Origin of the sequence: Flavobacterium sp. (assembly GCF_039932285.1) — a bacterium.
GTDB lineage: Bacteria > Bacteroidota > Bacteroidia > Flavobacteriales > Flavobacteriaceae > Flavobacterium.
The window spans coordinates 1-14,044 of the sequence record NZ_JBDTQE010000036.1 but is presented as its reverse complement, the minus strand read 5'-3'; the positions used below and the strand labels follow the sequence as shown (position 1 = coordinate 14,044).

Annotated in this window: 14 protein-coding genes; 9 read left to right on the top strand and 5 right to left on the bottom strand. The window is 31.0% G+C overall.

Annotation, left to right across the window (positions count from 1 at the left end; genetic code table 11):
- Positions 1–127 precede the first annotated feature (127 nt).
- From rpsF to ABI549_RS08180, 8 genes are all read left to right on the top strand, one after another.
- Entirely contained in the window at positions 128–469 is a 342-nt protein-coding gene (gene rpsF, locus ABI549_RS08215) for a 30S ribosomal protein S6 (protein WP_011963956.1), read from the top strand.
- A gap of 5 nt (positions 470–474) precedes the next feature.
- Positions 475–771 (top strand): 30S ribosomal protein S18, encoded by a 297-nt coding sequence (gene rpsR / locus ABI549_RS08210; RefSeq protein WP_011963955.1) that lies wholly within the window; start codon positions 475–477, stop codon positions 769–771.
- Positions 772–837: 66 nt separating this feature from the next.
- Positions 838–1,281 carry a 50S ribosomal protein L9 gene (gene rplI, locus ABI549_RS08205; protein ID WP_348075975.1) on the top strand — a complete coding sequence of 148 codons (444 nt, stop codon included), beginning with the start codon at positions 838–840 and terminating at the stop codon, positions 1,279–1,281.
- Positions 1,282–1,353: 72 nt separating this feature from the next.
- Positions 1,354–1,827: a DUF6495 family protein gene (locus ABI549_RS08200; RefSeq protein ID WP_348075974.1), complete on the top strand. Its 474-nt coding sequence runs from the start codon at positions 1,354–1,356 to the stop codon at positions 1,825–1,827.
- Positions 1,828–1,898: 71 nt separating this feature from the next.
- The gene (gene ligA / locus ABI549_RS08195) at positions 1,899–3,896 is read left to right on the top strand and encodes an NAD-dependent DNA ligase LigA (protein WP_348075973.1); all 1,998 of its coding nucleotides are present in this window, start codon (positions 1,899–1,901) and stop codon (positions 3,894–3,896) included.
- 766 nt (positions 3,897–4,662) lie between these two features.
- Entirely contained in the window at positions 4,663–5,421 is a 759-nt protein-coding gene (locus ABI549_RS08190; protein ID WP_348075972.1) for a hypothetical protein, read from the top strand.
- Positions 5,422–5,461: 40 nt separating this feature from the next.
- Positions 5,462–5,758, top strand: coding sequence for a DUF5675 family protein (locus ABI549_RS08185; RefSeq protein WP_348075971.1), 297 nt, complete (start codon positions 5,462–5,464; stop codon positions 5,756–5,758).
- A 108-nt stretch (positions 5,759–5,866) separates the two neighbouring features.
- Positions 5,867–6,085 (top strand): hypothetical protein, encoded by a 219-nt coding sequence (locus ABI549_RS08180; protein ID WP_348075970.1) that lies wholly within the window; start codon positions 5,867–5,869, stop codon positions 6,083–6,085.
- Positions 6,086–6,322: 237 nt separating this feature from the next.
- Here ABI549_RS08180 and ABI549_RS08175 read toward each other — a convergent pair whose 3' ends face one another.
- Both ABI549_RS08175 and ABI549_RS08170 read right to left on the bottom strand, forming a co-directional pair.
- Positions 6,323–6,502 (bottom strand): hypothetical protein, encoded by a 180-nt coding sequence (locus ABI549_RS08175; RefSeq protein WP_348075969.1) that lies wholly within the window; start codon positions 6,500–6,502, stop codon positions 6,323–6,325.
- 33 nt (positions 6,503–6,535) lie between these two features.
- The gene (locus tag ABI549_RS08170; protein WP_348075968.1) at positions 6,536–6,958 is read right to left on the bottom strand and encodes a hypothetical protein; all 423 of its coding nucleotides are present in this window, start codon (positions 6,956–6,958) and stop codon (positions 6,536–6,538) included.
- A 117-nt stretch (positions 6,959–7,075) separates the two neighbouring features.
- Between ABI549_RS08170 and ABI549_RS08165 the strand changes: the two genes are divergently transcribed.
- Positions 7,076–7,441, top strand: coding sequence for a hypothetical protein (locus ABI549_RS08165; RefSeq protein ID WP_348075967.1), 366 nt, complete (start codon positions 7,076–7,078; stop codon positions 7,439–7,441).
- Positions 7,442–8,360: 919 nt separating this feature from the next.
- Here the strand turns inward: ABI549_RS08165 and ABI549_RS08160 are convergent.
- The 3 genes from ABI549_RS08160 to ABI549_RS08150 form a co-directional block, all read right to left on the bottom strand.
- Positions 8,361–9,449, bottom strand: coding sequence for an SMEK domain-containing protein (locus ABI549_RS08160; RefSeq protein ID WP_348075966.1), 1,089 nt, complete (start codon positions 9,447–9,449; stop codon positions 8,361–8,363).
- A gap of 42 nt (positions 9,450–9,491) precedes the next feature.
- Positions 9,492–12,746, bottom strand: a complete 3,255-nt coding sequence (locus tag ABI549_RS08155; RefSeq protein ID WP_348075965.1) for a hypothetical protein — start codon at positions 12,744–12,746, stop codon at positions 9,492–9,494.
- Between the two features lie 107 nt (positions 12,747–12,853).
- On the bottom strand, positions 12,854–14,044 hold a 1,191-nt coding region (locus ABI549_RS08150), incomplete at its 5' end, for a putative sensor domain DACNV-containing protein (RefSeq protein WP_348075964.1).

Sequence of the window (14,044 nt, the reverse complement as noted above, 5' to 3'; positions counted from 1 at the left end):
TTATTTAGTAACCAAACCTTTTTCGGAAAAATATTCACTTTCATCGATTATTTATGTGTTTTGCTTGTATATTAAAATTTAAACACTACTTTTGCACCCATATTTTTAACAAATAAAATTTTATATTATGAATCATTATGAAACTGTTTTCATCTTGAATCCCGTTTTATCTGAAACTCAGGTAAAGGAAACAGTAAGCAAATTTGAAGATTATTTAACTTCAAAAGGAGCAACAATGGTATCCAAAGAGGATTGGGGCTTGAAAAAAATGGCTTACGAAATTCAAAACAAGAAAAGTGGTTTTTACCATTTATTCGAATTTACAGTTCCAGGAGAAGTGCTAATTGGTTTTGAAACTGAATTTAGACGTGACGAACGTGTTATGCGTTTCTTAACTGTAAGTTTAGACAAACATGCAATATCATGGGCTGAGAGAAGAAGAGCAAAATTAAAAGCAACTAAAGCGTAATTATTATGTCAACATTACAACAATCAGCTTCAGGAAAAAAAGACGGAGATATTAGATATTTAACGCCTTTAAACATAGATACGAACAAAACTAAAAAGTATTGTCGTTTCAAAAAATCTGGAATCAAATATATCGATTATAAAGATGCAGATTTCTTATTGAAATTCGTAAACGAACAAGGTAAAATTTTACCACGTCGTCTTACAGGAACTTCATTAAAATACCAACGTAAAGTTTCAGTTGCTGTAAAAAGAGCGCGTCACTTAGCATTTATGCCATACGTTGCCGATTTATTAAAATAATTTAAAAACGCACAGTTGTTGGTTTTTCTACAATGAAAGCCTAACTTCTATAACAAGGACATCAACATGGAACTTATATTAAAACAAGACGTACAAAACGTAGGATTTAAAGACGATATCGTATCTGTAAAAGCAGGTTACGGTCGTAACTTTTTAATTCCTCAAGGATTTGCTCACATGGCAACTTCTTCTGCGAAAAAAGTATTAGCTGAAAATTTAAAACAAAGAGCGCACAAAGAAGCTAAAGTTGTTGCAGATGCAAAAGCGTTAGGTGAAGCTCTAAAAGCTATCGAAATAAAAATTTCTGCAAAAGCAGGTGGTGAGAAACTTTTTGGTTCTATCACTAATATTGACATCGCTGAAGCTTTAGCTAAAGGTGGTCAATCTATTGATAGAAAATTTATTACTTCAGGTATCGTAAAAAGAACAGGAAAATATACTGCTTCAGTTCGTTTGCACCGTGATGTAATTGTAGAATTAGCTTACGAAATTGTTGCTGAACAAGCATAATTTCTTGCAAATATTAAAAGCCTTCTTGCAAAAGAAGGCTTTTTTTTTATTTTAAAATCTAAGAAGTCTAAAATGAAATACGACAGACTAACCAAAGAGCAATTTGAAGAATTGCATCCAGAATTTATAAACTTTCTTTCAACTCAATCTATTGATAAAGCAGAATGGGATAAAATTAAACTCGAAAAACCAGAAGTAGCCGAGCAGGAATTAGATATTTTTTCAGATTTAATCTGGGAAGGTGTTTTAACTAGAGCGGAGTATTTAGAACATTTTTCTAAAAATTACATTTTTCTTTTTCATTGTTTTGATACTTATGTACAATCGATAGTATTAAAATCGGTCGTGCCGGAAATTAATTTTTTGACTAAAGAAGGTTTGCAATGGTTAAGCGACAATATGTTTACCGATAATATTGAAATGAAAGTAGGTAAAAAAGAATTTACTGAAGAGAGAAATACGTCACTTTTCGAATTGATACAACAAGGTGCTTTTTTGAGCGACGGACAGTTGTTTAAACAAATAAATGATATAATAGAATCATAATTTTAGCGATTAAATTCAATAAAATTGGTTATTTTAGTCCTCATAAACTAGCATAGCCAATTTTATCATTTATGGACGTTTTACAAAAGCTACAATCATTGCGTGAGGAACTTAATCTTCACAATTATAATTATTATGTTTTAGATAATCCCACAATTTCAGATTATGATTTTGATGTAAAACTCTCTGAACTTCAAAGCTTAGAAGCGAAACATTCGGAATGTTTTGATGAAAATTCTCCAACACAACGAGTTGGTGGTACCATTACCAAAAATTTTGAAACTGTAAAACACGATTACCGAATGTATTCGTTAGATAATTCCTATTCTAAAGAAGATTTGTTAGATTGGGAAAACCGAATTCAAAAAGTACTTGGAGATGTTCCGTTAGAGTATATTTGTGAGTTAAAATACGATGGCGCTTCTATTTCTATCACTTACGAAAACGGAAAATTAGTTCGTGCCGTAACTCGTGGTGATGGTTTTCAAGGTGATGATGTGACCAATAATATTAAAACAATAAAAGCAGTTCCTATAAAACTAAAAGGAGATTTTCCTGAAAAATTTGATATTCGTGGAGAAATTATCTTACCTTTTGCTGGTTTCGAAAAAATGAACCAAGATTTGATTGAAATAGGAGAAACTCCATATTCGAACCCAAGGAATACTGCTTCTGGAAGTTTAAAATTACAAGATAGTGCCGAAGTTGCTAAACGTCCTTTAGATTGCTTATTATATTCATTAATCGGAAATAATTTGCCATTTCAATCACATTTTGAAGGATTAGAAAAAGCTAGATTATGGGGTTTTAAAGTTCCAGAACAGAGTCATCTGGCTAAAAACATGAATGAAGTCTTCGATTTTATAAACCTTTGGGATAAAAATCGACATACTTTACCTTATGAAACTGATGGGGTAGTGGTAAAAGTAAATGATTTGCATTTGCAAGATGAATTGGGATATACAGCAAAATCGCCACGTTGGGCCATAGCGTATAAGTTTAAATCGGAACAAGTTTTTACGCAATTAAATTCGATTTCCTATCAAGTAGGAAGAACAGGCTCTATTACACCAGTGGCAAATCTGGAGCCTGTGCAGTTGGCTGGAACCATTGTAAAACGGGCTTCTTTGCACAATGCAGATCAGATAGAGAAATTAGATATTAGAATAAATGATACCGTTTTCGTAGAAAAAGGAGGCGAAATTATCCCAAAAATTATAGGTGTTGATCTTGAAAAAAGACCATCAAATTCGGAAAAAACGATTTATATAACGCATTGTCCGGAATGCGAAACCGAGTTGGAAAGAAAAGAAGGAGAAGCCAACCATTATTGTCCTAATTTTTACGGCTGTCCGCCACAAATTATAGGTAGAATTCAGCATTATATTTCCCGTAAAGCCATGGATATTGAAGGCTTGGGTGGAGAAACAGTTGCTTTACTGTATAACAATGGTTTGGTTAAAAATTATGCCGATTTGTATGATTTATCGGTAGAACAAATTTTACCACTGGAAAGAATGGCACAAAAATCGGCAGAAAATTTAGTGCAAGGCGTCGAGAATTCTAAAAACATACCTTTCGAAAATGTTTTGTTTGCATTGGGTATTCGTTATGTAGGAGAAACGGTGGCGAAAAAATTAGCCAAACATTACAAGAATATTGATGCTATTGCGAATGCTAATTTACTCGAATTGGTTATGGTTGATGAAATTGGAGATAAAATAGCACAAAGTGTAGTCGAATTTTTTGATAATCAAGAAAATATACGCATCCTTAATAGATTGAAAAGTAAAGGGATTCAATTAGAAATTTCTGAAAGGAACAGTACTGTAATATCTGACAAGCTTTCAGGTCAAATATTTGTTGTGTCAGGAGTTTTTGAAAAATTCTCACGTGATGACTTAAAAAAAGCTATTGAAGATAATGGTGGGAAAGTTGGTAGTTCAATATCAGCAAAAACTAATTATGTAGTTGCTGGCGATAATATGGGACCTGCAAAATTAGAAAAAGCCAGTCAATTAAATATCCCCATAATAAGTGAGGATGATTTTATTAATTTGTTGATATAAAAAAAATAAAACCCGAAACCTTTAATAAATATAAGGGTTTCGGGTTTTTCTTGTGGAGTCGGGGAGAATGTAACCTTTCCCAAAACTTCTTATTTTGAAAGGAGTAGGAGAGGTTACTAATTTAGGGTAACCGATTTTACCACCTTTTTTAAATATTCAAATTATCATAAATCGTATGATGTAAATTTAAGCATTATTTTTTGAATATCAAAACATCATTACTAAAAAATGAACTAGTTATTTAAGTGTTTAAAGTCTCTATTAAGGATTAATATGTTTTTGAGGATTTATTACATTTTAACCAAAAATTAAGTGAGTTACTTGTTCATATTTTATACCACTATATGTACAGAACTCTTCGATAGTTAGAAACTCATTTTCGAGCTTGTTGAGGTCAGTTTTTACTTTTTGCATCAATCTAGTACTTTGACGATAACTTTTACCTGTTATGCGTTGTATGTCCTTCGGATAGATGCAAACCCTCTGTTTATCATTTTTCATACTTTATCTATGCCTTTGATTAGGCTTTGACTTACTTCTGACGTGCAGAAAATCTTTTGCAATTTATTAATTATTTTGCAATGTTGTTTATTGGTTTTTTATGTTTGTTTTGGACACTTGTGTCGTTTTCGGACATATGGTACACTCAAAACTTTTTCTTTTGATAAATGCTTTGTAAACTTTGCTTTATTCATTCAAGATGTGGTTGCAACTAATGAATAGAATGAAGGAGGTTTAAATGAATGTTTAACTAAATTTAGAAATTATGGCAAGACAGAAAGGCATAATTAAATTAAAAGGTACTATCGGAGATATTACTTTTTACAAAACGCAGGATGGACATCTGGCTCGTGAAAAAGGAGGTATTGATGCCAGTAGAATCAAAAGTGATCCTGCATTTCAGAGAACGCGCGAAAATGGTTCCGAGTTTGGTAGAGCAGGTAAGGCTGGAAAGCTTTTACGAACTGCACTAAGACCATTACTTATTAATTCTGCAGATGGAAGAATGGTAAGCCGTTTGACTCAAGCGATGGTAAAAGTCATTCAGGCGGATATGACAAGCGATAGAGGATTGCGAAACGTAATTGACGGAGAAGCGGAATTGTTATTTGGCTTCGAGTTCAACATTCGTGGAAAACTTGGTACTACTTTGTTTGCACCTTTTGTAGCAGCAATTGATAGAGTTACTGGTGAAATTACCATTGATTTGGCAGCGTTTGTTCCATCCAATATGATTGCTGGACCAAGTGGAACGACGCATTTTAAAATTATTTCGGCTGGTGCTGAAATTGACTTTGAAGCTGAGACTTTTGTTGAGTCCCATTCAGAAACTGCAATTTTACCATGGGATGCTACGCCAACTGTTGCAATCTCACAGACTAATATGGTAACGCTAGCAAGCACAAAACCATTATTTTTAGCTTTGGGAATTGAATTTTACCAACAAGTAAATGGACAAATGTATGCTCTAAAAAATGGTGCATTTAATCCACTTTCTGTTGTGAAAGTCGATAGTGGCGTGTAATGGACTTCGCAAAACTTAGTCTGAAAAAAAATGTTAAAAAATGATTTTATTTTTAACTAGAACTTATTTCCCTAAAGGAACTAATGGTAAACTCGAATGCGATGGCAAATTAATTTGTAAAACAATTGAATTGCCTTGGAAGATGAACGAAACGAAGGTTTCCTGTATTCCGGAAGGGAAGTATTTTATTAGAAAGCGATACAGTGCAAAATACAAATGGCATTTGGAAGTTGTGGATGTTCCAAAAAGAAAGTTTATACTTTTTCATCCTGCAAACAATGCTCAAAAGGAATTGCAAGGCTGTATTGCTCCAGTAACAAAACTTTCTGGACCTTGATTAGGTTTCATGTCTAAAAAAGCTTTTACAGCTTTAAAAAGCTTGGTTTATAAAGCTTTGGATAACAGAGAAAGTGTCGAAATACTAATTCAATCTTAAAAATAGATTATGAAAAAAATTATAAACAGAGCAAAAGCTCCTACACCAAAGTTTTTTAAAGTGCTTCGAAATATTGGTTTGGCATTAGCTGCTATTGGTGGAACTATTTTGGCTGCGCCTGTGGCGTTGCCAGTTGCAGTAGTTTCTATTGGCGGTTATGTTGCAGTTGCTGGTGGAATATTATCCGCTGTAAGTCAACTAACCTCAACCAAAGATGCAGTCGAGTAATCCCGCAATAGTTGGTACCGCTGGCGGTACTTTTTTGAGTATTATTCCAAATTTGAATTCGGAAGATGTTGTAAAAACTATTATTTTAGCCACTTTGGGTGCAATAGTCAGTTTTACAATTTCAATTTTACTCAAATACTTGATTCGAAAGCACAAAAAATAGTTTAACTCTAGTTGTGGTGACCTTTGGGTTAAACAAAATTAAAGCCAAGTCGTGAGATTTGGCTTTTTTTGATTTTAAATTTCTCTAAATTCATTGAGTGTTACCTCAATTACTACCACTTCGGAATTGTACCAATACAAATCGTTGTATTTTGCAAAATCTAACGCTTTATTTCTGCTGTCAAAAGCACCGAAAAATACTCTTGATGCTCTTGATTTCCAATTGTCGGTTTGGAATAATAAAAATAGGCTCATAGGATTGATTTTAATAATTAATTAATTAATGAATTATCTATTGCAGTAGCGATGTAAAATTACTCTGCGCATATCGTTGATAAGGTTGATGTTTTCGTGAAATTGCTTTTCTTTTTGCTCCAAAAGTTTTAAGGCAGCAACGTGTTTAACGTGAGCTTCGTGTTCTTCCATCATCATTTTGGATTTAACAAAAAATTCTTTCTTGAAATCGTTAAGGCGTAAAAATGGAATTACAGAGCCAACTAAATGTTGATGCCAAAATTTTGTTTGCCATAAACTATATGCTACAAAATAAAGGTTTTCACAGTCCTGTTCTAAATCAAAAATGACTACAAAACTGTTTGTAAATGGCTCTTTTTGTGGCTTTCCGCTATTCATCCCTTTGTTAAGTAGGAATAAATGGGGTTTCAAGTAAATCGTGCCTTTCTGGTGGGTTTTAATGATAAAATTCTGCATATTTTCGGCTTTAAAAATTGATTAGATTTTCAATTTTTCGCGGATTTTCTCTTGAAATGCAGGTGTGCCTCGCTACGCTCGACCTATAAAATTTTTTTCGCCAAATGATATTTTTAATTGGAAGCGAAGAATAATTATTTCAAAAGAAAAAAAAGAAAAAAAGAAAGCCGTCCGTTTAAGTGGAAGGTTTCAGAAAAAAAAGTTTTTAAAAAAAATACTACCCGACACATCGTCGGAAGTATGTTCGTGAAAGCGGAAGTGATTGTTTTTGCGAACCTATATGGGTGGAGATTTTTTTTAAAACCCGCAGGGCTTGAACTTTTTTTTCTGAATACCTGGAACTTATCTTTGCTCTCTTTTTTTATTTTTTGTTTTGAATATTCAAATCAAATGTTATTGTATAATTCGATTTTACCTGAAGGATTGAGTGTTGAAATGGAAGATGGTCGTCTTGGGAAAGGGTATGAAATTTTAAAGCAGTAAAAAGGAATATAAAATCCATTCCGATTATTTTTCTGCTTTAAAAATTCATACTCTTTCTTAGTTTTGATTTTGTTGGTGCTTTGGACGTGGATTGACAGAAGTATTTTAAATGTAGCTGAATGTTTGTTTTGGTAAGGTAAAAGCACTCACAAAAACAATGCAAACACTTACCTAGTGCGATGTGGCAGTAGCGCAGGCAAGTGTATTGTTTTTTATTTGCTTATTGGGATGTTTCTGATTGCTTTTATGATGAGCAGATGCCGAAAGTAAATTGAATTTTAAGTTTGGATGATGTGAAGCTTGTTCTACTGAAACCGCTAAAGCATTTGCTCATCGTGAAAGCAATCACTACTTTATTTCTGGCAAATAAAAACAATACTCTTGCTGGGGTCTTGGTTTTGTGGGTTCTAAAAATGGCTTTAACCATAGGCAAATCAACTAAAATTCAAAGTCATTTTTAGAACTTACAAAAGCAATGCAAACACTACCGATGTATGCACAAAGCTGATAAAAACAGGTACCGTGAACGTTCTTGAGATTAATTATGACCGTAAACTTTCCTATGAAATGGCGAACGTTGTTGAAGACAGTGGCGAAGGATGGTGTTTTTTATTGCAGGCTGGCGCGAGGAAGCAATGAAAAATGTTGTCCTGGAGCCACTGGCAAGCGCGGCTGTTTTACATAACGTTATTATAGTGCAACGCTAATTTTCTATTTAATAATGTAGTTGTTTGTTGCATTATAATGCCACGTTATGTAACACAGCTTTGGGAAAGTTTTTGTTGCCCATTTCGGGATTATCATTTTCACTAAAAAACGTCATTGGGCATACAAAAACTTTTTTAGGAGTGCCAACTGAAATGTAAAACGTCTATTTTAAAATAATCACAATTCCGTTGGGTTACTTTAAACTTGAGTTTTAGATATTCTCTTTTTTTTCGGACAACTCAAAATAATGTACTTTTCTAAAATCATTTTCAGATTTATAGTAACCTATGATGCATGGTATCTCTTCTGAAAATGGTTTCTTTTCATTTTTGTATTCTAAAAATAGAGTTGGATACCCGTGAATTGGATCGGTGTTCATATCGAGTTTAACCATATAATCAAATGGAATTCTTTGTAATATTGTTGCTCTGAGGTATTTTATTCCAGAAGGAAGATTTTGGACCTTTCTTTCATTTAAAAAATTCCACTGTCCTTTTGCATTTACAACAATATCGAATGAACTCGTAATCATCATTTCAATACCGTATTCATATAAATCATGTATTTGAGCCTTATACCAAGTTGAAATAGGATTTCTTTCGTTATCATCATTATTAGGATAAGCAACATCCTCTATTGACCTAATTATTAAAGAATCGTATATGAATGAATAATATGGAACATAGTAAAGTATTTCACGATCCTGTATTGATAAATTTCTTTTGAAAAGTTTACTAATAATTTCATTTTTTATCGCATTATTTTTTTTAAATCTAACGATTGGATTTTCTTTTTTATTTATAGTCAATTTATCATTTCTTAATATATTTCTAATTTTTTCAATTTTTAAAGATGATAGAGTTGATAATCGAGAAATAATTTTTGCAAAATCAATTATTTGTTCATTAGGGTCAAAATTAAAGCCATCTTTTATTCTTAGATTTTTATAGTTTTTCTGCTTTTTCCCTAATATGAAAATCAAAAGCACTTCAAACTTCACATCCAAATTATTAGCAAAGAACTTATCAAGAGTGTCTTGAATTTTATTCTTTCTACTTGTTGATGTAACCTGTACAGCAATAGAATTTTCGACATCTTCTAAGTCAATTGCAACTGAATTGGCTTTTGTGGAATTGGAATTTTTTAGGTTAATATCAAAAGCAATATTTAGAATTTCCTGAATATGATATTCAGCAATTATATTCATATCCTGAAGATTGATTTGTGACAAAAGTTCCAATTTGTTTTTTAGAATACTAAATTCTTCTATAATCTCTTTTATGTGATATTCTCTTTTCAAGTTATTTGTTTTTTGAGTAAAATTTATTTAAAATTTGGATTTTTACGACCACCATTTCGTTTCGCGTTCATGCTTTAAATCGAACATTGACATATTTATAAAAACATTAAAGCTTTGAAATAAGATCTCAAAATCCTCTACAACTTCATAATCATGTAAAAGCTTTATAACATTACCTGGAAACATCCATAAAATATGAAAATGGTCTATTGCCCTTAATCTAGCGGTCATTGCATTATAGATAATTTCTTTTATATTTGCTTTCATATCTTCTTTACCAAAAACTTTAAATAAATCCGTATCTGAAAGTGCTAAATAGTTACCGTCACTAAATGCAGCCACTTCAGATGATTTTAATTTATTTACTAAAATAAGATCTTTATTTTTTTCATCTAAAATACCTTGGTCTAATCTTGAAAGTCCTGAAAATTCTTTACTGATATAATTTTGTTCTTTGTATGTTTGGTATTGAATATTTAAGCTTTTTAATTTTTTTATAGCTTGATTTTTTTCTTCGACATTAATACAATATCTATAAAAAGCTAAATCATTTCTAAATTGTTCAAGTCTGTTCGAATCGAGTAGGTTCTCAATTTCATCATAAGGTATTTTCCTATCAGTTCGGTGGTATTTTATTTTATTTCCTATTTCAAGATTATAAACGTGGTCTGGCAATACATTTATATACTCTGTTGGCAAAAGAAACCATGAAATTATTAAGTTTGTTGGGTGATAATATTCAAGAATTTCTTTGATTACCGCAGGAGATTTTTCTAGAATATAATCTGCTAAAAGTCCTTGATAACCTTTTTCTGAAATATCCTGAATTTTGTTTATTAAACTAAGTGAATCGTACATTTTAATATACCCTTTTTTTTCAAAAATTGGTAATGCCGAATATAAACTATACAGAGAATGGTCTTTTCTTTGATAATATTTTGTCCAGAAAAGTGAAATTGATGGTAGGTCAAATTTTTTGTTATGATGTAATGCTAGACGTATATAATTTAAAATATCAACTCTCAAATTAAAACTGCCGCAATCTTTATTCTTTAAAATATACTCCTCCAGAGAAATATTTAAATAATCATTTTTATCAGTAATGTAACCAAGCGCTAGTAAATTTTCATATGCGTCTTTTAAAATCCATCTAGCCTGATAGTATTCTATACCAAAATCCAAAATAAAATTTTCTAAAATTGAATTCGCTTTATATTCTTCACCATTTACATAATGATTGATTGCCCTATACAAATCTTCAAAATTCGTTCTACTTAAATCGTGAATGAATAAATCCTCGGCTATGTAGGTTATTATTTTTCTATATTCCCAATTAGATTTATCTTGTAAAAGAGATTTAATTTTAGAAGTTAAAAGTGGTTTTTTATGTTTGTCAAAAAATAATATTTCTTCATTTACATCGTTTTCCAGCTCATAATAAAATCTACTTGTGTCATAATGATTGTCACTGTTCAAATTTAAAATTAAAGAGCCATCATTAGTTTCAATAAAGTACATCATGCTAAATAAATATCTATTACTTGTGATGTCTTCCATACTATAACCATTAAACAGAAGTGCTTTGCTATACGTAAAATAGAAACCATTTAATGTTGATAAATGATCGCGATAAACCATATTTAATATAAGTGACAACTCATAATAATCATTAATTTCTAAATCGGTAGCGGACAATTCAGGCATTGTTTCACGAATTTGACTATAGAAATCCTGTATAGCTTCAAAATCTATCACATCTTTCATTAGAGTTCTGAATTCTGTGATTGAGGAGTATTTTTTAACAATATTTATCTTTTCCACAATCGAAAGGTCGAAATATCTAAACCTTGATAAAAATTGTTTGTCGCCTATTAATATTGAAGAATAAACAATTGAATTTATATTATATGCAACAGCTTTGTAATTTGTGTTTGTTTTTCGAAGATAGGTTATGAAACTATCATGAAAAAGTGAAATTCTGTTTAGTTTTTGTTCAAAAAGATACGGATGCTCTTTTATAAATTCGCTGACGAAAGCAGCGTTTATTGAATCTAAAAATAATTCTATTTCAGATTGCATTATAAATGAGCGAACGCAAAGAAAAAGTGAAAGTGCTAGTTTCCCTTTCTGTCCGTCAATAAGTTTTTCATAATATTTATCTATAGAATCAAAGGTTTCAAAATCTGGTACATATCCTTTTAATTTAAATTGCTCCGCAATATATCTTACCAAAATCGGATAACCATCACTGATTTTGTAGATTTTTTCAATGTTGTCATATTCCTCAATGTGATATAGTTCACCTAATACTTTTTTTGTCTGTTCGTGATTCCAATTACTGAGCAATTGCTTTTTCCAATTTAAGTTACGATTCAAAGGACGACTCAACACAATTACTTTACAGGATTTTTTTAGATTATCTATAAATGCGATATAAGTATCAAGGTCTTTGGAATTATAATTTTCAACATGATCTAATCCATCAATGATTACTGTTTTTTCTAACTCTTTTATTTTTTCAATAATTTCTTCTTCAGTGTGTGGTTTTAAATTATCAAATAACTTCTTTGAGAAGTCAAGCATAAAATTATTGTATTTTAAACGTTCGTTATAGTCGTTATCTTGGTTAGAAACCCAAAAACGATAAACAATATTATTACAATATTTCTTTTCTAAACTAACTACTAGATGACTTTTTCCAATACCTGGTTTGCCTTCAATATGCAAAATATTTTCTATGTCTAGTATTTCTGTAGTAAGAATAACTGTAGGCTCAATTAAAAAAGTTTTAAAAACATTAAGTACAGGAAGTTCACTTCTTTTGATCAATAACTTTCTGGTGTCAATAGATTCACTAAAAAATTTTTCGATAATGTATTTTCGTAAATAATCTGTTTTATATAATTTTTCAATTTTTCTGTCTATTTCTAAACGATTTAAAGAAACAATATAAATGTCTTTAAATTTGTAGGCATCAATACCTAAAATTATAGAATTAGGAGTAATTTCTATACTTTTAAAGAAAATGACATTTGTACCAGACGAAAGTTTATGCGATTTACCTCCGATTGAAATTTCATTCTCTGAAACTATCAAACTATCAACGGAAATATTATCAAAATCTTTTATTTGAAAATAATATTCTGCATCTTCAGTACTCAGCTTTACATCATCAAATTTATGTTCAACTTTGGCTTCTATTTCAATGTCAAGAATACTTCTTTCTACATCCATTTTAGCCAACATAAAGAATGTGACGTGCTCTTGGTATGAATATCCTATAAATGCGTTCTTCATATATGTAAATAACTGTGTATAAAAAATTCAAATTAATGAACGATTTATTACTTAATAACACTTTGACTTTTCCCAGCTGCTAAATCATTCTTTAGCAATTGAACTCTTTACTTTCTGCGATTTAAAAGAATTCGTTTTAGTTTTTGACTTTTATTCATGTGATGCACTCTGATATTTTCCCACATTATTAATTTATTTTCAATTCTAGTTATTGCCCTGATATCACCATCTTGTGAGACAACAAATCCTATGCTTCCGCTTTTTTCCCAACAATGTGAGAAGATTGCACGATGTCTTGTTCCGAAATGATTCGGTTTTATTGATTCTAAATTTCTAACACTAAACCTTGCTGTTTTTGAAACAAAAACATCTTCTGGTAAATTAAAGTTTCTAACAACCGCGCCAAAACCAGTTACGGTTAGCTTGTCATCTAAAACAACTAATCCATCAATGCAACTTAAAGAAGCTACAAATCTTATCGCTCCTTTTAATTCATCACTGCTTTCCTTTTTATTATTATTTGATATTGACTCATCGAGGTATAATTCAATTGGAATGCTTTCTTCATTCTCAACTTCTAAATAGTCTTCATAAATTAGGTCTGATATCGTGCTGTTTTCAAGTGAAAAAGCAATTTTATTTTTCAATGCTTTGTAAATTCTATCGTATTGTATTTTATGTTTGATGTCTAAATTATTATTCTCAGAATTACTGATAATGAATGAACCACCATGATGGTAGTTTTGAATTCTAATTAATATTCGTGATATAGTTTGTGTCCAGATATTGATAATTTGATTATTCCAACTATTTTTTTCTAAATCTGACAATTTTTTTAGTTGAAAATCAACATCGTCAATTAGTTTTTGTGCATGTAATTTTACAATCTCTGAAACTCTACCAAATTTTAAAACGTCTATATATTTACTGATTAATATGTTTTGCTTTAGAGTTGCAATTAATTCATAATCAATAATTACTAGTAACGTTCCAATATTAGTTATTGAAGTTTGAAACAAGCCAGGTTGTTCTGGTCCGGATTCTGATTCGTGATGTAAATAATTTTGATAATGAATAGATTGGTCAATTAAAGCCCAAATAAAAAGATTGCCATTTTTATCGAAATCGACTGCTAGAGAAGAACTCCAAGGATCGGCTGCTTTTGAAAGTTTGACAATGTTTTCGACATTAAATTCTATTTGCTCCTCTAATTTAATGATGCTCCATCGGTCTTTGACAAGTCTTTTAGGCGGTTTTGGGTCTGGATTGTTCGAATTTATTAAAGTTATTGTCACTTT